The organism is Streptomyces sp. 11x1, from assembly GCF_032598905.1.
Classification (GTDB): Bacteria; Actinomycetota; Actinomycetes; order Streptomycetales; family Streptomycetaceae; genus Streptomyces.
This window is the reverse complement of record NZ_CP122458.1, coordinates 1,101,546-1,121,787: the sequence shown is the minus strand read 5'-3', so window position 1 is coordinate 1,121,787 and position 20,242 is coordinate 1,101,546. Positions and strand designations below refer to the sequence as shown.

At 71.5% G+C, this 20,242-nt stretch carries 20 protein-coding genes and 1 pseudogene; 12 read left to right on the top strand and 9 right to left on the bottom strand.

Going from position 1 to position 20,242, the window contains the following annotated elements:
* Positions 1-382: 382 nt before the first annotated feature.
* Positions 383-562 (top strand): annotated as a pseudogene (locus tag P8T65_RS05340) (DNA-binding response regulator); the annotation flags it as partial.
* Between the two features lie 59 nt (positions 563-621).
* Here the strand turns inward: P8T65_RS05340 and P8T65_RS05335 are convergent.
* Both P8T65_RS05335 and P8T65_RS05330 read right to left on the bottom strand, forming a co-directional pair.
* Positions 622-2,079, bottom strand: coding sequence for a DUF1996 domain-containing protein (locus P8T65_RS05335; RefSeq protein ID WP_316724232.1), 1,458 nt, complete (start codon positions 2,077-2,079; stop codon positions 622-624).
* Positions 2,080-2,665: 586 nt separating this feature from the next.
* Positions 2,666-3,433, bottom strand: a complete 768-nt coding sequence (locus P8T65_RS05330; RefSeq protein ID WP_316724231.1) for an SDR family NAD(P)-dependent oxidoreductase — start codon at positions 3,431-3,433, stop codon at positions 2,666-2,668.
* Between the two features lie 260 nt (positions 3,434-3,693).
* Here P8T65_RS05330 and P8T65_RS05325 point away from each other — a divergent pair, with 260 nt between their 5' ends.
* The 9 genes from P8T65_RS05325 to P8T65_RS05285 all read left to right on the top strand — a co-directional run bounded on the left by P8T65_RS05325 (position 3,694) and on the right by P8T65_RS05285 (position 11,660).
* Positions 3,694-4,533: an SDR family oxidoreductase gene (locus tag P8T65_RS05325; RefSeq protein WP_316724230.1), complete on the top strand. Its 840-nt coding sequence runs from the start codon at positions 3,694-3,696 to the stop codon at positions 4,531-4,533.
* Between the two features lie 122 nt (positions 4,534-4,655).
* Positions 4,656-6,503, top strand: a complete 1,848-nt coding sequence (locus tag P8T65_RS05320; protein WP_316724229.1) for an NAD(P)/FAD-dependent oxidoreductase — start codon at positions 4,656-4,658, stop codon at positions 6,501-6,503.
* A gap of 17 nt (positions 6,504-6,520) precedes the next feature.
* Positions 6,521-6,898: an EamA family transporter gene (locus P8T65_RS05315; protein WP_399098371.1), complete on the top strand. Its 378-nt coding sequence runs from the start codon at positions 6,521-6,523 to the stop codon at positions 6,896-6,898.
* A 98-nt stretch (positions 6,899-6,996) separates the two neighbouring features.
* A complete protein-coding gene (locus P8T65_RS05310) occupies positions 6,997-7,263 on the top strand; it encodes a hypothetical protein (protein WP_316724228.1) in 267 nt (88 codons plus the stop codon).
* Positions 7,264-7,350: 87 nt separating this feature from the next.
* Positions 7,351-8,001 carry a GntR family transcriptional regulator gene (locus tag P8T65_RS05305; protein ID WP_316724227.1) on the top strand — a complete coding sequence of 217 codons (651 nt, stop codon included), beginning with the start codon at positions 7,351-7,353 and terminating at the stop codon, positions 7,999-8,001.
* Between the two features lie 80 nt (positions 8,002-8,081).
* Positions 8,082-8,837 (top strand): PIG-L deacetylase family protein, encoded by a 756-nt coding sequence (locus P8T65_RS05300; RefSeq protein WP_316724226.1) that lies wholly within the window; start codon positions 8,082-8,084, stop codon positions 8,835-8,837.
* Positions 8,837-9,547, top strand: coding sequence for a 4-carboxy-4-hydroxy-2-oxoadipate aldolase/oxaloacetate decarboxylase (locus P8T65_RS05295; RefSeq protein ID WP_316724225.1), 711 nt, complete (start codon positions 8,837-8,839; stop codon positions 9,545-9,547). Before P8T65_RS05300 ends, P8T65_RS05295 begins: the two co-directional genes overlap by 1 nt.
* A gap of 67 nt (positions 9,548-9,614) precedes the next feature.
* Entirely contained in the window at positions 9,615-10,673 is a 1,059-nt protein-coding gene (locus P8T65_RS05290; protein WP_399102978.1) for a 4-oxalomesaconate tautomerase, read from the top strand.
* Between the two features lie 36 nt (positions 10,674-10,709).
* Entirely contained in the window at positions 10,710-11,660 is a 951-nt protein-coding gene (locus P8T65_RS05285; RefSeq protein WP_316724223.1) for a catechol 2,3-dioxygenase, read from the top strand.
* A gap of 107 nt (positions 11,661-11,767) precedes the next feature.
* Here the strand turns inward: P8T65_RS05285 and P8T65_RS05280 are convergent, their stop codons facing one another.
* On the bottom strand, positions 11,768-12,724 hold the full coding sequence (locus P8T65_RS05280; protein ID WP_316724222.1) for an alpha/beta hydrolase fold domain-containing protein: 957 nt from the start codon (positions 12,722-12,724) through the stop codon (positions 11,768-11,770).
* Positions 12,725-12,808: 84 nt separating this feature from the next.
* On the opposite strand from P8T65_RS05280, the gene P8T65_RS05275 reads away from it, so the two are divergent.
* A complete protein-coding gene (locus tag P8T65_RS05275) occupies positions 12,809-13,318 on the top strand; it encodes a MarR family transcriptional regulator (protein WP_316724221.1) in 510 nt (169 codons plus the stop codon).
* A gap of 210 nt (positions 13,319-13,528) precedes the next feature.
* On the opposite strand, the gene P8T65_RS05270 is transcribed toward P8T65_RS05275, so the two are convergent.
* Positions 13,529-14,626: an FAD-dependent oxidoreductase gene (locus P8T65_RS05270; RefSeq protein WP_316724220.1), complete on the bottom strand. Its 1,098-nt coding sequence runs from the start codon at positions 14,624-14,626 to the stop codon at positions 13,529-13,531.
* 137 nt (positions 14,627-14,763) lie between these two features.
* Here P8T65_RS05270 and P8T65_RS05265 point away from each other — a divergent pair, with 137 nt between their 5' ends.
* On the top strand, positions 14,764-15,252 hold the full coding sequence (locus tag P8T65_RS05265) for an HAD family acid phosphatase (protein ID WP_316724219.1): 489 nt from the start codon (positions 14,764-14,766) through the stop codon (positions 15,250-15,252).
* A gap of 21 nt (positions 15,253-15,273) precedes the next feature.
* Here the strand turns inward: P8T65_RS05265 and P8T65_RS05260 are convergent, their stop codons facing one another.
* The 5 genes from P8T65_RS05260 to egtA form a co-directional block, all read right to left on the bottom strand.
* Positions 15,274-15,489: a dodecin gene (locus tag P8T65_RS05260; RefSeq protein ID WP_184902405.1), complete on the bottom strand. Its 216-nt coding sequence runs from the start codon at positions 15,487-15,489 to the stop codon at positions 15,274-15,276.
* Between the two features lie 236 nt (positions 15,490-15,725).
* The gene (egtD, locus tag P8T65_RS05255) at positions 15,726-16,688 is read right to left on the bottom strand and encodes an L-histidine N(alpha)-methyltransferase (RefSeq protein ID WP_316724218.1); all 963 of its coding nucleotides are present in this window, start codon (positions 16,686-16,688) and stop codon (positions 15,726-15,728) included.
* Entirely contained in the window at positions 16,685-17,494 is an 810-nt protein-coding gene (gene egtC, locus P8T65_RS05250; protein ID WP_316724217.1) for an ergothioneine biosynthesis protein EgtC, read from the bottom strand. The genes egtD and egtC overlap by 4 nt, the downstream gene beginning before the upstream one ends.
* The gene (egtB, locus tag P8T65_RS05245) at positions 17,494-18,840 is read right to left on the bottom strand and encodes an ergothioneine biosynthesis protein EgtB (RefSeq protein WP_316724216.1); all 1,347 of its coding nucleotides are present in this window, start codon (positions 18,838-18,840) and stop codon (positions 17,494-17,496) included. The genes egtC and egtB overlap by 1 nt, the downstream gene beginning before the upstream one ends.
* Complete coding sequence (gene egtA / locus P8T65_RS05240; RefSeq protein WP_316724215.1) at positions 18,837-20,111, bottom strand: ergothioneine biosynthesis glutamate--cysteine ligase EgtA; 1,275 nt, start codon at positions 20,109-20,111, stop codon at positions 18,837-18,839. The genes egtB and egtA overlap by 4 nt, the downstream gene beginning before the upstream one ends.
* Between the last annotated feature and the right edge of the window lie 131 nt (positions 20,112-20,242).

Sequence of the window (20,242 nt, the reverse complement as noted above, 5' to 3'; positions counted from 1 at the left end):
ATCTTGCTCTGGCCGCCCGACTCACCCTGAATTGCCGGTAAATGTCAATTGCCATCAAGTAGGGCAAGCCGGGCGCATTTTCAAGATCTTCAGGACGCTTCTAGGCCCTGTCGTCACATTCCCGCCTGCCCCGTGACGCCCTGCACGTGCTCTCGGCGTGCCGGGCACTGACCCGAGTACGTCCGGTACGCGGGTCAGTGCCCGGCACGCCGAGAGCACGCTCCCCCGGTCTCGGCTGTGCTCGACCGGGAGGTACCCCCACGACGCCGCGGGGCCGCCCTTCGGGCGACGACGGGAATTCGACGACAGGGCCTGGCGCCGCAAGGACGGGCGGGCCAGGCTCAGTTGGGTGTCGCCGTCGCTCAAGGACCGCGTCGGCCGTCGCGAGGTGCTGAAGCTGATGGCCGAGGGGCACGACAACGCCGGCATTGCCGCCGGGGCCTTGGTGGTCACCGAACGCGCCGTCAGCAAGTACATCGGCAACGTCCTCCTGGAACCCGGCCTGCCCACCGGCGACAGCGGCCACCGCAGGGTGCTGGCCGTGCCGGCGTGTCTGAACAACAAGCAGGGGCGCCGTCAGCCAGGACGACGCCCCTGCTACCTACTCCTGCCGAACCGGACTCAGCTGCACTTACGTCCGGTGTTGATGCACTGCACCGCCTTGTTCATCAGCTTCTTGTCGAAGACGTTGATGAAGTCACCGTGATCGGTGACCGGCTTGTGCTGCTGCTCGGGGAAACCGTCCAGAGAGTAGAACGGACGGGTCTTGCCGTTGTCCTTCACACTGGGCGCGTCCACGTCGTACACCAGCCGCTGCACGAGCTGCGGGATGGCCTTGAACCCGGCCTGGCACTTGCCGTTCGCGTCGGCGAAGGCCACGTGCGTGCGGTGGTTGGCGCTGTCGATGTTCTTGCCGTCCCAGCAGCTCTGGAACTTGAAGGTACGCACCACGTCGCTGCCCGAGGGGCAGAGCGGGTACTTGTCCTTCAGCTGCACCTTGTTCTCGAAGCCGGTGCAGCTCCAGGAGGCGTTGGCGTTGGCGTTTCCGTTGACGAACGCCTTGGCGTCACCGGTGATGATGCGCAGGAACTTGGGCATCGCCACCACCTTGCCGCGGGGGCTGCCCACGAAGTTCAGGGTGGCCTTCTTGGCCGTCAGGATCCGGCCCGTGTTGCCCTCGGCACCGCCGCCCTGCAGGGCGGCGTCGAACTCCTTGGTGCCGTCCTGGAGCCGCAGCACCGGCCAGTAGTACGACGACTTGTCGCCCTTGTTCCGGCAGCTGGTCCCCGCCTTGGCGAAGTCCTGGTCGCTGGAGAAGGCGTCGTTGTCCTGGTTGCCGATGTAGTCGTGCATGTGGTGCGCGCCGTTGGTGACACCCGGCGCGACGATGATGTTGTCGCTGTTGTACAGCTTGTTGGCGTTCACGCCGCACTGGGTGACGAAGACACCCTTCGACGCCCGCGCCGACCGGGCGGGCGTGCGGACGTTGGGCCTCACCTTGGTGATGTCCACGAAGTCGGCGGCGACGGGACCGTTGCCGGCCACACCGGCATTGGGGTTGTTGCCGCCCTGGTTGGCTCCGCCGCTCGGGGCGGGAGCGGGCTGGTTCCCGGTGGGGCGCAGTGTGCACGCCGCCAGGGCGTCGAGGCCCTGCGGCTTGGCCGCCACCCGGCCGATGGCGATGGCGATCCGGTCGATCGTCGCCTTCCGCTTGTCCTTCAGAGGATTCACGATCGCGTTCTGCGCGAAGCTGGGGTCCTGCTGAATGGCCCGCTGCGAGGTGGAGAGGCGCTGGTACGCCTCGGAGATCTGCTTGTCGAGCAGGGCCAGTTCCCTGTCGACCTGAGCCTTCGCCTGGGCCGGCACCGACGTCAGCTTCTGGCCCACGTCAGGACAGTCGATGGTGGACGATCCGGCTGCGAGCACCTGGTTCTGGGCGGAGCCCTTGGAAGCGCCGGTCTCGCCTGCCGAGGCGTAGATGTTGACCGCCACCAGTCCGCCGGCGCCGATGGCCACAGCGGCTGCCGCACCCACCGCTCGGCGGGCGGTGTTCGATCTCTTTCGCGTGTTGCGTCTCATCTTGCCTCTCAAGGACAACTCCGGAGCCGGCGGGACATCCGGCACGGGTCATGCGCGTCCTTGTCTACGTAAGGGGTACACGGAACACTCAGCGGATCCTCAGATTCGGAGGATCCTCCAGGCGTGAAGCGCTCATGTGCACTCAATCCGGACCGAGTTGGCGGCTCGCGGGACGCGGAGAGACGGCCGGGGCCTGCCGCCCGGCGGCAACCGGCGGCAGGCACCCGTCACTTGGGACCGTCGATCTCTACTCGTCGAACGTCACGGCCGCCTTCTCCGCCGCCCCTGCGTCAGCGCCGGCCTGAAGACCCGGTCGACGTCGGTGGCGGGCACCCGGTGGCTGATGAGCCGGGCGAAGCGCTCGTGGTGCTCGACGATCCCGGGGGGCGACCCCGAAGATCTCGGTGGGGTAGCCGTGGGAGGCGATCAGGGTCGGCTCACTGCGGAGCATGGTGCCGAGGTCGATCTCCGACCCCTTACTTCTGCACGGCGACCATGACCGGCTTCGCGCCCCCTCGGCCGAGCCCGCCACGGTGTTGAACACGGCCGGCGCCCCGGCCGTGTCGAGGGGGCGGGACGCCGGCCGTCAGACGGCGGCCCAGGCGTCGTCGACGGGCAGTACCACGCCGTTGACGAAGGCGGCCGCGTCGGAGGCGAGGAAGACGATGGCGTCGGCCTGTTCCTCGGCCGTGCCGAGCCGGCCGATGGTGGCGCCGATCAGCCCGCCGATGACCGCCGGGCCGTGCGCCTGCTGGTCGGCGTCGACCTGGATGTTGGTCAACGTCGGGCCGGGGGCTATCGCGTTGGCCCGGATGCCCTGCTTGCGGTACATCACCGACAGGCTCTTCACCAGGCCGACGACACCGTGCTTCGACGCCGTGTACGCGGCACCGGCCGCGCTGCCGCGCAGTCCCGCCTCGGACGCGGTGAAGACGATCGCGCCGCGTTCCGCCTTCAGCATGTGCGGCAGGGCGGCCCGGGTGAGCAGGAACGGCGCGGTCAGGTTGACCCGGATCACCCGCTCCCACTCGCTGTCGTCGACATCGGCGAGGGCGGACATCCGGTCCATGATCCCAGCGTTGTTCACCAGGACGTCCAGCCCGCCGAAGGTCTCCACGGCACGTGCGACGACCTCGTCCACGACCACATGGTCACTGAGATCGCCGACGACCGCGACGGCGCTGCCGCCGGCCGCCGTGATCACCTCGACGGTCTCCCCGGCGGCCTTCTCGGCGATGTCGGCGACCAGCACCTTCGCACCCGCCGCGGCGAACTTCAGGGCCGCCGCGCGCCCGATGCCGGAACCGGCGCCCGTGACGACGACACCGCGGCCGTCGAGACCGTCACTGCTCATGGAATCCCTCTTTCATGGGGTGAGCCGATCGCCCGGCTGCTCCTCGCCTTGCTTGAGTGAGGCAAGCACGTGGGGCTTACTTGAGTCAAGCAATGAGAGCGGTAGGCTGCTGTCCACGACACCCCGCCCTCCCGTGAGGAAAGAGCGCGGTCGGCATGCCGCCCAGGGCGATCCGGCCGTGGCTGCAGGCCATCGCATCCGCCGCCGGATGGCACGGGACGATCCGTCGGAGACGCCGGCGGCACGACAGGAGGTCGATCATGGCGGAGCAGCGGTCCGGCCCGTCGCGTGACGTGGTCGTCGTCACCGGCGCGGGGGGCATGGGTGTGGCGATCGCCCGCCGGACCGGCAGCGGACGCACGGTCCTGCTCGCCGATGCCTCGCGCGGTCAACTCGACCGTGCGGTCGGCGTGTTGAGCGATGAGGGCTATGCGGTGAGGGGCGTCCCGACCGATGTGTCCGACCGCGGGTCCGTCGACGGGCTCGTGGCGGAGGCCGCCGCCGAGGGCCGGGTGGCCGTCGTCGTGCACACCGCCGGAGTCTCCGCCGCCCAGGGGTCCGCCGAGACGATCCTGAAGGTCAACCTGCTGGGCACCGCCCACGTGGTCGACGCCTTCGAGGCGGTGGCCGGACCGGGGGCGGCCATGGTCTGCGTCTCCAGCATGGCCGGCCATGTCGCCGCCCTCGGCCGCGAGGACGAGGCCGCCCTCGCCACGGCCCCGGCGGAGCACCTCCTTGGCCTGGCAGCGGTGAAGGCCGTCGGGGACAGCGCGACGCGGGCGTACATCGTCTCCAAGCGGGCCAACCAGGTGCGCGTCGAGGCCGCCGCGCTCGCCTGGAGCCGGCGCGGCGCCCGGATCAACAGCGTCAGCCCCGGGGTCGTCGCCACCGCCATGGCGAAGGCGGAGGCCGAGGGCCCGAGCGGCGCGCACATGCTGTCCATGCTGGAGGCGAGCGGAGCCGGCCGTACCGGCACCCCGACGGAGATAGCGGACGCCGTGGCCTTCCTCATCGGCCCCGAAGCGCGTTACATCACCGGCACGGACCTGCTCGTCGACGGCGGCCAGGCCGCCTGGCTGCGACACCACCGGCAGGCCTGACACCACGGCTCACGCACGTCACCGCACACGTCACGACGACGTCCGCACCACAGGCTTCACGACGGCAGCGTGCGCTGCGACCGCACCACCACACACGTCCACGGACCGCAGAGAGGACCCCGATGTCCACCCCCCACACTTCCTCCGGCCCCCCGTTCCTCGACCCCGAGGAACTCGGCTTCGAGGCGCTCGGCTTCGACCCGGACGCCCTCCGCGCCCGCTACCGCGCCGAGCGTGAACGCCGGATCCGTCCGGACGGCGGCCAGCAGTACCAGCGGATCGCCGGCGAGTTCGGGCACTACGACGACGACCCTTACGCCGACGGGGAGTTCACCCGCGAGCCGCTGACCGACCGGGTCGAGGCGGTCGTCGTCGGCGGCGGCTTCGGCGGGCTGCTCGCCGGGGCCAGACTGCGCCAGGCGGGCGTCGAGTCGATCCGGGTGATCGAGAAGGGCAGCGACTTCGGCGGCACCTGGTACTGGAACCGCTACCCGGGCATCCACTGCGACATCGAGTCGTACATCTATCTGCCGCTGCTCGAAGAGCTGGGCTACGTCCCGCGGTGGAAGTACGCCCCGGGCGAGGAGATCCGGCAGCACTCCCGGGCGATCGGCCGCCACTTCGACCTCTACCGGGACGCCGCCTTCCAGACGGTCGCCACCGAACTGCGCTGGGACGAGACCGAGTTGGAGTGGATCGTCTCCACCGACCGGGGCGACCGCATGCGCGCCCGGTATGTGGTCGTCTCCAGCGGCGCACTCAGCCGGCCCAAACTCCCCGGCATCCCCGGCATCGAGACCTTCAAGGGCCACACTTTCCACACCAGCCGCTGGGACTACGACTACACCGGCGGCGACGCGAACGGCGGTCTCACCGGCCTCGCCGACAAGCGCGTGGCCGTCATCGGCACCGGCGCCACCGCCATCCAGGTCGTCCCCCACCTGGGGGCCGACGCGGCCCACCTCTACGTCTTCCAGCGCACCCCCTCCACGGTGGACGTCCGCGGCAACGGGCCCACCGACCCGGAGTGGGCGAGGACGCTGGCCCCCGGCTGGCAGGCCGCGCGCATGGACAACTTCCTGAAGACCGTCACCGGCGTCCGGGCCGGGACGGACCTGGTGAACGACGCCTGGACCAGCAGCGCCCGTCTCCAGGAGAAGCTGATCCCGACCGACGCGTACGACGACGTCCCGCCGGACGAGCGGGAACGGGCCTACGAGATCGCCGACTTCCAGAAGATGAACGAGCTGCGCGACCGCGTGGCGACGATCGTCGAGGACCCGGAGACCGCCGAGAAGCTGAAGCCCTGGTACCGCTACATGTGCAAGCGGCCCACCTTCAGCGACCACTACCTCCAGACCTTCAACCGGCCCAACGTCACCCTCGTCGACACGGCCGACACACACGGCGTCGAGCGGATCACCGAGAAGGCCGTGGTGGTCGGCGGGGTCGAGTACGAGGTGGACTGCGTCATCTTCGCCACCGGCTTCGAGGTCGGTGTCTCGGGTCTGCTCTCCGGCCGCCTCCCCGCGTACGGCCGGGACGGCGTCGGCTTGCTGGAGACCTGGATGGCGACCGGCCCGAAGACCCTCCACGGCTTCTACAGCCATGGCTTCCCCAACCTCTTCCAGCTCGGCCCGCTGCAGAACGCCAGCGCCGTCAACTACGTCCACATCCTCGACCAGCAGTCGATCCATGTGGGCGAGGTCGTCGCCGAGGCCCGCAGGCGCCGAGCCCGGTACGTGGAGCCGAGCGCCGAGGCCCAGGACTCCTGGGTCGCCACCATCCGCGAGAAGGCTGCCGACCTGTACAAGTTCCAGGCGGAGTGCACCCCCGGCTACTACAACAACGAGGGCCGGCCCAGGGAGCGCAGCGAGTCGTACGGCGACGGACCCGTCGCCTTCCACGAACTGCTCCGGCGATGGCGTGCGGACGGCGGCTTCGACGACGTGCTCGTGGGCGCCGAGTGACGCGGGCGGGAGGAGGCATGGCCAGCCCGGGAGAGGACGGGGGCGAGCGGCCCAACCGGTACGACGCGAGCTGCGAACTCCGTACCACCAGCGCCCGTTGGGAGACGCGGCGGCTCAACCCGCCCAACCCGCTGTGGGGTTCCCGCCCACCACGGGGGCCGTCGGTTACGCGATCGCGGCCGGTTCTCGCCTCGGCCGTGCCGTACCTCGCGGACGTCTTCACCCTGCGCCGCGTACCCGCCCAGGTGTTCGGGCTCTTCATGGGCGTCAACCCCGTCCTGGCCGCGCTCGCGGGCTGGTTCATGCTCGGTCAGCACCTGGGCGGGATCGAGTGGACGGCGATCGGCGCGGTCGTCGCGGCGAACGCCCTCAGCATGCTCGTACCGCGCCGCTGAATGCCGGGCGATGATTCCGCGCATGACGGAGTCGGCGCTGACCCTGGAGTTCCTGCGCGCGGACGCGATGTCTGCAGACGACGTTCGGCTGGGGCGCGATGATGGCCAAGCAGGAACGCCCGTTCGCGATGGTCCGTCAGCCCTTCGAGCTGAAGCGCGTCCGCCGTGCCCTCGACACCCTGCCGCTCGCCGACGCCGATCTCGCGGCCACCGGGCGGCGCTCCCCGTGCATCGAAGCCGTCCGGTTGTGGTCGATCGCCCACCGCTTCCGGCGCGGCCGGCGCATCAGGGTCCAGGTCTCCGGCCGCCCGGAGCACCCCTCGGCCGTGCTGCTGCCGGTGCGGGCTGCCGCGCAGGCCCACTGACCCGTGGAAACCCCGTGAGAACAGAATTGTTGACAATTTTGTTGGCCTAGATTTACGTTCGACAGGCACTCACTCAGGGAGGGCACGATGCAGGAGGAAGCCCGTCCGGGCACCGGGGAGCAGGCCAAACAGCTCGCGCTGGCGAAGCTGCGGCAGGCGATCCTGCGAGGCGAGATGGCACCGGCCCAACGGCTGGTGGAGAACGAACTCGCCGAGCAGTTCGGTGTGACACGGGCCAGCATCCGCGCGGCACTGATCGATCTGGAGGCCGAAGGGCTGGTCGAGCGCATCCGCAACCGCGGCTCGCGGGTGCGGGTGGTGACCGTGGAGGAAGCGGTCGCCATCAGCGAGTGCCGCATGGTGCTGGAAGGGCTGTGCGCGGCGAAGGCGGCCACTGTGGCCACCGACGACGAGCTGGCCGAACTGGCCGACATCGGCACGGCGATGACCAAAGCCGTGGCCGACGGAGAGCCGGTGACGTACTCCGAGCTGAACCAGCGGCTGCATGCCCGCATCCGGGAGATCTCCGGCCAGCGGGTGGCCGTGGAACTGCTGGAACGGCTCAACGCCCAGCTGGTCCGCCACCGCTTCCAGCTCGCGCTGCGGCCGGGACGGCCCCAGCACTCCCTGGGTGAACACCTGGCCATGATCGAGACGATCACGGCGAGGGACCCGCGGGCGGCCGAGGAGGCCGTCCGCGTCCACCTCACGAGCGTGATCGCCGCGCTGCGCGAATAGCGCGCCGCCTCCCGTGCGCTCCGGGGTGGGCCGACAGGCCTGATCGGCCTGTCCGTTCCGTCCACCAGGGAGACCATCAGATGACCGACGGCACGACGTCCGACGCCGCCCCACCACGATCGACACTCGTCATCACCGCGCACGCGGGGGACTTCGTGTGGAGGGCCGGCGGCGCCATCGCCCTCGCGGCCTCGCGCGGGGAGCGGGTCACCATCGCCTGCCTCACCTTCGGTGAGCGCGGCGAGTCCGCCAAGGCCTGGCGCGAGGGCCGGACCCTCGACGAGATCAAGGCGATCCGCCGCGAGGAGGCCGAGAAGGCCGCCGCGACCCTCGGCGCCGGGATCGTCTTCTTCGACGCCGGCGACTACCCGCTGACCGGCACCCCGGAGCTCACCGACCGGCTGGTCACCGTCTACCGCGCGGCCCAGCCGGACGTCGTCCTCACCCACCCCCTGGAGGACCCCTACAACGGCGACCACCCGGCCGCCTCCCGCATGGCCATGGATGCCCGGGTCCTCGCCCAGGCCATCGGCTACCCGGCCGAGGGCGAGATCATCGGAGCCCCGCCGGTGTTCTTCTTCGAGCCGCACCAGCCCGAGATGTGCGGCTTCAAGCCCCAGGTCCTGCTCGACATCACCGAGGTCTGGGAGACCAAGCGCATGGCCATGGAGTGCCTGGGCGCACAACGGCACCTGTGGGACTACTACACCGACCTCGCCGTACGCCGGGGCGTCCAGCTCAAGCGCAATGCGGGCCCCAACCTGGGCCTCGCGCACCGGACCATGGCCGAGGCCTACATGCGCCCCTACCCGCAGGTCACGGGGGTGCTGGACTGATGGGCGGCGTGATCGTCACCAACCCGCCGAAGGCGGACCCCGCGGACGTCGAGGCGATCGGCCGGTACGGCGTCGCCACCGTCCACGAGGCGATGGGCCGCACCGGCCTGCTCGGCACCCACCTCCGTCCGATCCAGCGGGACACCCGGATCGTCGGCACCGCCGTCACCGTCCTCTCCTGGCCCGGCGACAACCTCATGATCCACGCGGCGGTCGAGCAGTGCGGCGAGGGCGACATCCTCGTCGTCACCACCACCTCGCCCTCCACGGACGGCATGTTCGGCGAACTCTTCGCCACCGCCCTCAGGCGGCGTGGCGTACGCGGCCTGGTCATCGACGCCGGTGTGCGGGACACCGCGGAGCTCCGCGCGATGGACTTCCCCGTCTGGGCCGCCGCCGTCAGCGCCCAGGGCACGGTGAAGGCCACCGGCGGGTCCGTCAACGTGCCCGTGGCCGTAGGAGGCCGGCCCGTCCACCCCGGTGACGTGATCCTCGCCGACGACGACGGCGTGGTCGTCGTCCCCCGGTCACGGGCCCGCCGGACGGCCGAGGCCTCCGCGGCCCGCGAACGCAGGGAGGCCGCCTCTCGCGCCGCCTTCCTCGACGGCCAACTGGGCCTGGACCGCTACGGGTTGCGCGAGACGCTCGCAGGCCTCGGGGTGACCTACCGGTCGTACGAGGACCACGAGAACGAGAGCGCCGAGTCGTGACGCCGAGCCCCCTGTACGTCGGCGGAAGGGCCCGGCGGTGACCGGGTGGTCCGACGGGGTCCGCTGCATGCTGATGCGCGGCGGCACCTCCAAGGGCGCCTACTTCCTCGCCGGGGACCTCCCCGCCCGCGCGGCCGACCGGGATGAACTCCTGCTGCGCGTCATGGGCAGCCCGGACCCGCGCCAGATCGACGGCCTGGGCGGGGCCCACCCTCTGACCAGCAAGGTGGCCATGGTGTCCGTGTCGGCCGACCCCGAGGCCGACGTCGACTATCTGTTCCTCCAAGTCGGCGTCGACGCAAACGAGGTGAGTGATCGTCAGAACTGCGGCAATCTGCTCGCGGGCGTCGGCCCGTTCGCCGTCGAACGTGGACTGGTGACCGTCGGCGAGCCGGAGACCTCCGTCCGGGTCCGCATGCTCAACACCGGTGACCTCGCTGTCGCCACCTTCCCCACCCCCGGCGGCCGCGTCGCGGTCACCGGGGACGCGGAGATCTCCGGGGTGCCGGGGACGGCCGCGCCGGTGGTGATCGAGTTCCCGCCGGGCGGCAGGCCGCTGTTGCCCACCGGCAACGCCCGTGACCTGGTCGCCGGCACCGAGGTGACCTGCGTGGACAACGGCATGCCCACCGTGCTGATACCCGCCGCCGCCCTCGGCGTCACCGGTCACGAGACGCCCGAGGCCCTGGAGAGCGAGGTCGCCCTGACCGGCCGGCTGCACGAGATCAGACGCGCGGCCGGGCCGCTGATGGGACTCGGCGACGTCGAACGCACCACCGTGCCCAAACTCAGTCTGCTCGCCCCGCCCCGGTGCGGCGGCGCGGTCACCACCCGTACCTTCATCCCGGTCCGCTGCCACCCCTCCATCGGGGTGCTCGGCGCCGCGAGCGTGGCCGCCGGCCTGCGCGTCGCCGGAGGAGTGGGCGAAGGAATCGCCCAACTCCCTGCTACGGGCGACCGATTGCGCATCGAACACCCGACGGGCTTCCTCGACATGGAGACCCGGGTGACCCACGGCCCCGACGGCGCTCCCTCGGCGCGCCGCACGGCCGTCGTCCGCACCGCCCGAAAGATCTTCGACGGCACGGTGTTCCCCCGGCCCGCAGGCCCCGCCGCCCGCCCCTGACCCGCGGCCGTCCCCTCGCCCACTAAGGAGTCACCGATGGCCCCGCCGCTCGGCGACATCGCCCATCTCGGCCATGTCGAACTGCTCACCCCCGACCTCGACCGCAGCCTCTGGTTCTTCACCGAGATCCTGGGCCTGACGGAGAACGGCCGCTCCGGCGGCTCGGTCCACCTGCGGACCTGGGACGACTACGAACACCACAGCCTCACCCTCACCGCCCACTCCACGAGCGGCATCCGCCGCACCGCGCTGCGGACCTCCAGCGAGGAGGCCCTGCGGCGTCGGGTCGGGGAACTGGAGAGCACCGGCCGCGCGGGCCGCTGGGTCGAGGACGAACCGGGCATCGGCCCGCTGTACGTCACCACGGACCCCGACGGCCACGAACTCGCCCTGTACTGGGAGAGCGAGTGGTACGACGCGCCGGCCGACCTCCGGCCCGGCCTGAAGAACCAGCCCCAGGCCAAACCCGGGCACGGGGTCGGCGTACGCCGCCTCGACCACGTCAACTTCCTCGCCTCCGCCGTCGGGGCCAACGCCGCCTTCACCCGCGACGTCCTCGGCGCCCGCGCCACGGAGCAGATCGTCCTCGACACCGGGAAGGTCGCCGCCCAGTGGCTCACCTTCACCAACAAGTCGTACGACGTCGTCTACACCGAGGACTGGACCGGCTCACGCGGCCGACTGCACCACATCGCGTTCGCCACGGACACCCGCGAGGACATCCTGCGGGCCGCCGATCTCTGCCTCGACCAGGGCGTGTTCATCGAGACGGGCCCGCACAAGCACGCCATCCAGCAGACGTTCTTCCTCTACGTCTACGAGCCGGGCGGCAACCGGATCGAGCTGTGCAACCCGCTCACCCGGCTCGTCCTCGCCCCCGACTGGCCGCTCGTCACCTGGACCCAGGCGGAGCGCGCCAAGGGCCAGGCATGGGGTCTGCGGACCATCGAGTCGTTCCACACGCACGGCACCCCGCCGGTCGACTGACGAGTTCGTCCCCCTGGGGGGCCTGCGCCGAGCCGGACACGCGCCGGCAGGCCGAAGCCCGGCCCGCGGAGGGCGGGCTCCCACCCGGAGGACCCGTCGGCCCGGCCCTACACCATCTCCTCGCCCGCCCCCGTGGCGAAGGCCTGTCGTACGCGGGCGGCGATCAGCGGGTACACCTCACGGGCCCGGGCCTCGTCGCCGGTGTCGTAGCCGTGGTCGGCGCCGACCACGTCGTGGTGACCGACCAGCGACCCGGCCGTGCGGAGCCGGTCGGCGTAGGCGACGGCCTCGGCCTTGAGCAGGTCGAACTCGGCGGTGACGACGAAGGCCGGGGCGATGCCCCTGAGGTCGGCCGTGTCCGAGGGGTGCGCCGGAGAGGCAAGGCGGTCGGCCCGCCGCTCCGGGTCCGGGATGTACGCGCTGTCGAAGACGTCCGCCATCCACGGCCGCAGCATCGGCCGGGCGATCGCGGCCCGCTTGTCGCGGGCGGCGGTGGCGAGGTCCAGCGGCGGATAGTGCAGGACCTGGAGCGCGATCGAGGGGCCTTTCTCCTCCAGGGCCTGACGGGCCACCGCCGCCGCGAGGCCGCCGCCCGCGCTCTGGCCGCCCACCGAGAGCCGGTCGCCGTCCCAGCCGTGCTCGCCCCCATGTCCGGCCACCCAGCGCACGATCTCGTACGCCTGCCGGGGCGGTGCCGGGAACGGGTGCTGCGGGGCGACCACGTAGTCCACGTTGAGCACGGCCGAGCCCGCCTCGACGGCTATGCACCGGCACAGCGCGTCGTCCAGCTCGATCTGGGGCAGGACGTAGCCGCCGCCGTGGAAGTTGACGTGGACCGGCGGGGGAGAGGTGCCCTCACCGGTCGGCAGGTACAGCACGGCACGGGCCGGGCCGTACGCGGTGGGGACCGTCAACTCGCGGGAGACGCAGGCGTACTCGGGAAGGCGGGCGCGCCACTCGGCGGCGGAGCCCCGCCCACCGGCCCGGCGGCTGGCCGCCGCCGAGATACGCTGCATCGCCTTGGCCGCGAAGGCGGCCACCGCCGGGCGGGCGAGAAGGGACATGGGGCTCCGTTCGGACGTGGGAGCGGGGGCTACTCGTGCGATGAATTTACTTGAGTCAGGCAACAAGATGGTAAAGTAGCTCCCATGTCCCCATCACCGCCACCCTCCGACCCCGCCTCGGCGGAAGTGATCGAGATCGAGCGAGCACTCACCCGCATCACCTACCTCAGCACCCGGGCGCGGGCCCACGAGCGCCTGATGAGCCTGGCCGGGGTGCCGCTGGACCGTGCCGCCGTGGCCCTGCTGCGGCAGATCGCCGACTCCGAGCCGTTGCGCCCGGGGGAGTTGGCCAACCGGCTCGGCGTCGAGGCCTCCCACGTCACCCGCCAGGTCCAGCAGCTCCAGAGGAGCGGCTACGTCACCCGCGTCCCGGACCCGGACGACCGCCGGGCCCAGCGCATCGAGCTGACGGCGGCCGGCCAGGACGCCATGGGCCGCATCCGCGAGGCCGGCGTCCGCGGTATGCAGGTGGCGCTGTCCGAGTGGTCCCCGGAGGAACTGCGGCAGCTCGCGGGCCTCTTCCACCGGATGGTCGACGACTTCCTCGCCCACGCGAACGACCTGGTGGGCCAGGAGGCGGCGCGGGCCGAGTGAGGCGGGGGTGCGGAGTGGGGTGCGTTGTCGGGCGCGGGCCCGGTGGGGGCTGGTCGCGCAGTTCCCCGCGCCCCTGAGAAGCAGGGGCTGCACCCCATGCTTCTCAGGCCCGCAGGGCCTGGTCTCTGTCTTTCAGGGGCGCGGGGAACTGCGCGAAAAGCCCCCACCGGGCCCGCGCCCGACCACGCACCCCAATCCGCCCCGACCCCCTCAGTACCCCAACTGCTTCCGCACGTACGGCGTCATCAACGTCTTCGCCTTCGCCAGCGTCGACGTCCGAGCCCCCAGCACCGCCGTCTCACCCCCCGGCACCGGCAGCAGCGTGACCCCGTCGGCCGGACCGAAGGGAATGATCAGCGGGGTCCGGCGGATCGGCCGGTACAGTCGCGGTTCCTTGCGGTGCCTGCCCGAACTCTCCAGGTAGGCGCGGATGTTGTGCGCGGCGAGGTCCGCCTGGGCGAACGCGACGGGCGAGACCTTCAACTCGCTCACATCGTTCACGTCACCGACCGCGAACACGTCGAGCCGCCCGTCGACCCGCAGCATCCGGTCGACCTTGACGTGCCCGTCCGCGTCCAGCCACGCCCCGTGCCCGGCCAGCCGCAGCCAGAGCGTGTTCGGGGTGGTGCCATTGGCCCAGAACGACAGGTCCGCCTCGATGAGCCCACCCCGGCCGTCCCGATAGGTGCCGAAGTCGGGTCCCTGGGAGACGAACGAGTCGAGGCGCACCTCGACGTCGTGCGACTCCAGCCAGGACAGAGCCCGTCGTCCCGCCCACTTGCTGCCGGTGGAGCTGAGCAGTTCCGGTCCCGCATGCGCGAGGGTGACCCGCGCGTCCGGCCGGGCCAGCCGGATCTCGGCGGCGAGCTCCACGCCGCCGGGCCCGCCGCCGACGATCAGGACGTGCTCGGCGGCGGCCACGCTCCCCTGGTGCGCGGCGAACGTCTTGCCCGCCTCCTCGGTGGTGGTGCCCAGGAAACGCGCCGGCTCGGGATAGTCCGCACCGGTCGCGATCACCACCACGTCGTACGGCAACCGCTCACCCGTGGCGAGTTGCACCTGTCGCTCGCCGGTGTCGATGTCGACCGCTTTGCCCACGACCACACGGCCGTGGCGCAGCAGTCGGTCGTAGGGGATGAAGGGGGTGGTCGTCCATGCCTCGTGCACGCCCGCGCGCAGCGCGGCGATGCGGTGGAAGAAGACCTCCTTGCGGTCCACGAGGGTGACCCGGGCTATCTCGTCCAGCTGTTTGGCGAGGCGGATGCCGCCGTATCCGCCGCCGATCACGATCACTTCGCCGTCAGGCACGCCGATTCTCCTGTGCTGTGGGGGGGGAGAGAGATGACGACCTTAACGTTTGAAACCTCAAGCTACTGGCGGGGTTCGTGGTTGTTGTGTGAAGCGACAGCGGACGACACGAGTCAGCGGCTGCCTAGGCTGGTGCCGTGACCGACAACGACCGGCCCCTCGCCGTCTTCGACCTGGACAACACCCTCGCCGACACCGCGCACCGGCAGCGGTTCCTGGAGCGCGGCCCGCGCGACTGGGACAGGTTCTTCGCCGCCGCCCCGCAGGACCCGCCCCTGGCCGAGGGCGTCGCGCTCGCGCGGGAGAGCGCGGAGGAGTGCGAGGTGGTGTACCTGACCGGGCGGCCCGAACGCTGCCGCCGTGACACCGTCGACTGGCTGGCCGCGCAGGGGCTGCCGGAAGGGCGGATCTGGATGCGCCGCAACAACGACCGCAGGCCCGCCCGCCGCACCAAACTGGAGATCCTCCGCGAACTCGCCCGGACCCGTGAGATCCGCGTCCTCGTCGACGACGACGAGCTGGTCTGCGAGGACGCGGAGCGGGCGGGCTTCACGGTCGTACGGGCGCGCTGGGCCGCGGCCTCCGCCGCGCTGAAGGTGGCGCAGGAGCGGGAGGGCCGGACCTGAGGGCCCGGCCGGCCCGGTCGGTCAGTCGGTGTCGTCCAGCCGGAAGCCGACCTTGAGGCCGACCTGGTAGTGCGCGATCTGCCCGTCCTCGATGTGCCCCCGGACCTGTGTCACCTCGAACCAGTCGAGGTTGCGCAGGGTCTGGGCGGCGCGGGCGACGCCGTTGCGGATGGCGTGGTCGACGCTCTCGCCCGAACTGCCGACGATCTCGGTGACCCGGTACACGTGGTCGGTCATGCGGGTTCTCCTTGTCGCGTGCTCCACCGGTGGCCGATGCGCCACATCCCTCCACGGTGCCTCAGGCTCCGCCGGTTCGCGAGGCAGGCGGAGTGGGGAAGGGAGCGCTGTGGGGTGCGGGTGGGCGGGGCTGGTCGCGCAGTTCCCCGCGCCCCAGAAAAGCAGGGGCTGGATCTTTTAGGGGCGCGAGAAGCCCCACTCACCCGCACCCGACAACGCACCCCCCCGGCCGCCCGCTACCCCGCTCGACTCAACGACAGCGCGAACCGACCCTCCTCATCCGTCCACCACAGCGTCAACTCCAGTCCGACAGAAGCCAGTTCAGCCCGCACCCCGTCCCTCCTGAACTTCGCGGACACCTCCGTCCGCAGCTCCTCCCCGGCCTCGAAATCCACCGCGAGGTCCAGCGCAGGGATCTTCACCGTCTGCGCCGTCCGGGACCGCAGCCGCATCTCGATCCACTCGCACTCCGCGTTCCAGAGGGCGACATGGTCGAACGCGTCGGGGTCGAAGTCCGCCCCCAGCTCCCGGTCCACCACGTTGAGCACGTTCTTGTTGAACTCGGCCGTCACCCCGGCCGCGTCGTCGTACGCGGCGACCAGCACCGCCTCGTCCTTGACCAGGTCCGTACCCAGCAGCAGCGTGTCCCCCGGCGCCAGCAGGGCCCGTACGGCGGCCAGGAACGCCACGCGCTCCACGGGCACCAGATTGCCGATCGTGCCGCCCAGGAACGCCACCAGACGCGGCCCCGGCGTCGGGGGCAGTTCGAGCCCGGCGGTGAAGTCGGCGATCAGGGCGTGCACGTTCAGCCCCGGCCGCTCGGCGACCAGCGCCTCGCCGGCCTGCCGCAGCGCGCTCTCGCTCACGTCGACCGGCACGTACGTGTGCAGGCCCGGCATCGCGTCCAGCAGATGCCGGGTCTTGTCGGAGGAGCCGGAGCCCAGCTCGACGAGGGTGCGCGCCCCGCTCGCCGCCGCGATCTCACCGGCCCGGCCGACGAGGATCTCCCGCTCGGCACGGGTCGGGTAGTACTCCGGCAACTCGGTGATCCGCTCGAACAGTTCACTGCCGCGCGCGTCGTAGAACCACTTCGGCGGCAGCGTCTTCGGGGTGCGGGTCAGGCCCTGGAGGACATCGGCGCGCAGGGCCGCGTCGGTGGCGTCCTCGGGCAGGGTGCGGGTGAGAAGGAACGGGCTCACGCGGAAGGCTCCTTCGGTGCGGCGGAGGCGGACTCGTCGTGTGGACTGCTGGGTTCGTCCAGTTCCTTGAGCGGAGTGAGCAGGACGTCCGTACGGCTCGCCGCCAGCAGCGTGCGGTCCGGAACCTCCACCCAGTGCGGATCGTCGTCGTAGGGCTCGGACGCCACGACCGCGCTGCGGCCGGGCTCGGAGAGGTACCAGAGCGTGTCGCCCCAGGCGGTCGCGGCGATCGCCTCCCCGTTGGTCAGCAGCAGGTTGAGCCGCGAGCCGGGCGCCGCCCGGGCGACGTCGAGGACCGTGTCGGCCAGCGCCTGCCCCTCCTCGTCGCCCGCGCGCAACCGGTTCAGGATCAGCGCCCACACGAGCGCGGAGTCGTTGCGGGCCTCCATCGACAGCAGTTCCACGGCGGGCAGACCGTCCGCGAGGTGCCCGAGCGACCGGGGCCACCCGGCGACCGCCCCGTTGTGGCTGAACAGCCAGGGCCCGGCGGCGTACGGCGCCGCGGCGGCCTCGTTGTCCGCCCCGGGCACCGTGGCGTCCCGTACGGCGGCCAGCAGCGCCCCGGAGCGGACCACCCGGGCGAGGTCGGTGAAGGACAGGTCCCCCCAGATGGGACCCGACCGGCGGTACCGTCCCGGCACCGGGTCGCCTTCCGCGTACCAACCGACTCCGAAACCATCGGCGTTGACCGTCCCGTGCCGCTGCCGCCGGGGTGCCCACGACTGCCGGAACAGGCTGTGCGGCGGATCCACCAGCACCCTGCCCAGCGCCGACTCCGGCCCGAGATAAGCGAGATGACGACACATCAGACGACCTCCGGGGAGGCGTCACGCGCCGTTCGGAAGCCGCTGAAGATCTGCCGCCGGATCGGGTAGTCCCAGTTGCGGAACGTCCCCCGGCACGCCACCGGGTCCACGGCGAACGCGCCACCGCGCAGCACCTTGTACTCCGGGCCGAAGAACACCTCCGAGTACTCCTTGTACGGGAACGCCGTGAACCCCGGGTAGGGCAGGAAGTCGCTCGACGTCCACTCCCACACGTCACCGATCAACTGCCGTACACCCAGCGGTGATGCGCCCGCCGGATAGCTGCCGGCCGGCGCCGGGCGCAGATGCCGCTGCCCCAGGTTGGCGTGCTCGGGCCCCGGATCGACGTCGCCCCACGGGTAACGGCGGGAGCGGCCGGTGACCGGGTCGTGCCGGGCGGCCTTCTCCCACTCGGCCTCCGTCGGCAGCCGCCGCCCCGCCCAGCGGGCATACGCGTCGGCCTCGTACCAGCACACGTGCAACACCGGTTCGTCGGCCGGTACGACCTCGGTGACCCCGAAGCGCCGCCGCAGCCACTGCCGGCCGTCACGCCGCCAGAACAGCGGCGCGTGGATGCCGTGCGCGCGGATGTGGTCCCAGCCCTCGGCCGTCCACCAGCGCTCGTCGTCGTAGCCGCCGTCCTCGATGAACGCCTGGTAGGCGCCGTTCGTCACCGGCGTGGTGTCGATGTGGAACGCCGGGACGACCCGCCGGTGCGCCGGCCGCTCGTTGTCCAGCGCCCACGGCTCGGTCGAGGTGCCCATCACGAACTCCCCGCCAGGCACCAGGACTTCGGGCGGTCCGGTGTGCAGTGGGACCGGCTCGGGATCCGGCGCCGAGAGCACGGCGGGCCCCTTGCGGAGCTGATGGGTGATCAGCATCGTCTCGTCGTGCTGCTGTTCGTGCTGGGCGATCATGCCGAAGGCGAAGCCCGCGTCGGTGAGCCGGGTGCCGTGGAAGTCGATGCTCTCCAGCACGTCCAGCGCCCGGCCGCGTACCTCGTGCAGATACTGCCGGGCCTCCTCGGGCGGCAGCAGCGGCAGCGAGGGCCGCTCGGCGCGCGGGTGCTCGAAGGCGTCGTACAGCCCGTCGATCTCGGGCCGCATCGCCTCCCGTCCGGCGACGTTCCGCAGGAGCCACAGCTCCTCCTGGTTGCCGATGTGGGCGAGGTCCCAGACCAGGGGCGACATCAGCGGCGAGTGCTGCGCGGTGAGATCGGGTTCGTCGACGGCGGTGGTGAGGAGCGCGGTGCGGGCCCGGGCCGTGGTCAGCGCCGCCAGCGCGCGCTCCCGGAGTATGTCCGGGTCGGCGTCGGCCGTCGGAGCCGGCGTCTCGGGTGCGGTCATGCGGGGAGGTCCTTCCCGTGGAACAGGTCCAGCAGATCGTCGGCGGGGCAGCGGCCCCGGGCCACATGGCGGTCGGTGTACGCCACGACCGCGTCCAGCACCTCGGAGCTCGCCCCGAGTCTGGGCAACGCCTCCGCGGCCGCGGCGAAGCAGATGACCGCCGCCTCCCGCAGTTCCGGATCGGTCAGCCCGTCCCGGGCGGCCGCCTCCCACAGCGGATTGCGCGGTGGCGGTTGCGAACCGGCCCGCTCCGCGAGGGGCTTGACGGTCCGGTAGGCGGTCTCGGCGGCCGCCGGGTCCTCGAACAGCGCCGCCGTCACGGCGAGCGGCACGATCCACCCGTCCTCGCCCGGCTGCGCGTCGATCATCCGGAACTCCAGGTGGCCACGCGGGCGCACCGGCGGGAACAGTGTCGTCAGGTGGTAGTCGAGGTCGGCCCGGCTCGGCGGGGTGTCGGACCGTGTCCACTCCCGGAACGTCATCGCTCCGGGGACACCCCAGGGGCCCTCGTCGGCGCGTACGCACATCACGGGCGCGTCCAGCACCAGCCGGGCCCACGCCTCGCGCGGGTCGCCGTCCAGCGACGGCGCGTCCGTGCGGCCGGGGTCCATGGCGGCCCACAGTGCCTGCCGGGTCGAGCGCCAGCCGGTGACCCGGCCGCGTGCCAGCGGGGAGTGCGCGAACGCCGCCACCAGGACGGCGCCGAGCTGGTGCGACAACCACCAGCGCCGCTGGTGACCGAGGGGGCCCGGCTCCTCGTACCCGGCGTCGAGACACACCTGCACCGACGCGGAGGAGCACATCATGGCCCGCCCCTCGGGTCCGAAGCGGTCGAGATAGATCTCCATCGCGTCGTAGCGGGGTTCGTGGAGGTAGCGGGTCGGGGGGTTCCAGGGTTCGTGGCCGAAGCCGCTGATGCCGAGATCCAGCTCCCGCAGCGTCGCGCGGACGGCGGTGAGGTCGGCCGAGACGGACCCGACGCACTCCATCAGGGAGGCGGCCGGTGCCGAGCTGAGCTCCAGCTGGCCGCCGGGTTCGACGGTCAGGGGCGAGTTCAGGGTCAGGGTCCGCACTGCGGCGTAGGCCGCTTCGAGTCGTGCGGGTGTTGCCGGGAGCCGTGGGTCACTCAGCTCGTGGACGTGCCATTCCAGCTCGACACCGAGGGTGCGGGGTGGACCGGTCTTGAAGCAGATGCCCCGGACCAGGGCCTCGACCTCCGCCTCGGTGACCGGGGAGCGGTGCTCCGTACAGCCACTCGTCGAATCTGACATGTCGGGATCCTCCTGAGATGCCATCTCGTCAGCCAAGCCGCCGATCGCCGCCCGGTGGGGCCGGACCGACAGCGCTCGTCCCACCCAAAACCCTCGCGCCGCTTTCGCACAAGGGGGCACATCGTGGCAAT

Bases quoted from the DNA above. Each gene is read 5' to 3' on its own strand.
- P8T65_RS05335 (WP_316724232.1), bottom strand. From the start codon at position 2,079: ATGAGACGCAACACGCGAAAGAGATCGAACACCGCCCGCCGAGCGGTG.
- P8T65_RS05295 (WP_316724225.1), top strand. From the start codon at position 8,837: ATGGGCGGCGTGATCGTCACCAACCCGCCGAAGGCGGACCCCGCGGAC.
- P8T65_RS05300 (WP_316724226.1), top strand. From the start codon at position 8,082: ATGACCGACGGCACGACGTCCGACGCCGCCCCACCACGATCGACACTC.
- P8T65_RS05315 (WP_399098371.1), top strand. From the start codon at position 6,521: ATGGCCAGCCCGGGAGAGGACGGGGGCGAGCGGCCCAACCGGTACGAC.
- P8T65_RS05285 (WP_316724223.1), top strand. From the start codon at position 10,710: ATGGCCCCGCCGCTCGGCGACATCGCCCATCTCGGCCATGTCGAACTG.
- P8T65_RS05305 (WP_316724227.1), top strand. From the start codon at position 7,351: ATGCAGGAGGAAGCCCGTCCGGGCACCGGGGAGCAGGCCAAACAGCTC.
- P8T65_RS05325 (WP_316724230.1), top strand. From the start codon at position 3,694: ATGGCGGAGCAGCGGTCCGGCCCGTCGCGTGACGTGGTCGTCGTCACC.
- P8T65_RS05330 (WP_316724231.1), bottom strand. From the start codon at position 3,433: ATGAGCAGTGACGGTCTCGACGGCCGCGGTGTCGTCGTCACGGGCGCC.
- P8T65_RS05320 (WP_316724229.1), top strand. From the start codon at position 4,656: ATGTCCACCCCCCACACTTCCTCCGGCCCCCCGTTCCTCGACCCCGAG.
- P8T65_RS05275 (WP_316724221.1), top strand. From the start codon at position 12,809: ATGTCCCCATCACCGCCACCCTCCGACCCCGCCTCGGCGGAAGTGATC.
- P8T65_RS05310 (WP_316724228.1), top strand. From the start codon at position 6,997: ATGATGGCCAAGCAGGAACGCCCGTTCGCGATGGTCCGTCAGCCCTTC.
- P8T65_RS05290 (WP_399102978.1), top strand. From the start codon at position 9,615: ATGCTGATGCGCGGCGGCACCTCCAAGGGCGCCTACTTCCTCGCCGGG.
- P8T65_RS05260 (WP_184902405.1), bottom strand. From the start codon at position 15,489: ATGACCGACCACGTGTACCGGGTCACCGAGATCGTCGGCAGTTCGGGC.
- egtA (WP_316724215.1), bottom strand. From the start codon at position 20,111: ATGTCAGATTCGACGAGTGGCTGTACGGAGCACCGCTCCCCGGTCACC.
- egtC (WP_316724217.1), bottom strand. From the start codon at position 17,494: ATGTGTCGTCATCTCGCTTATCTCGGGCCGGAGTCGGCGCTGGGCAGG.
- egtB (WP_316724216.1), bottom strand. From the start codon at position 18,840: ATGACCGCACCCGAGACGCCGGCTCCGACGGCCGACGCCGACCCGGAC.
- P8T65_RS05280 (WP_316724222.1), bottom strand. From the start codon at position 12,724: ATGTCCCTTCTCGCCCGCCCGGCGGTGGCCGCCTTCGCGGCCAAGGCG.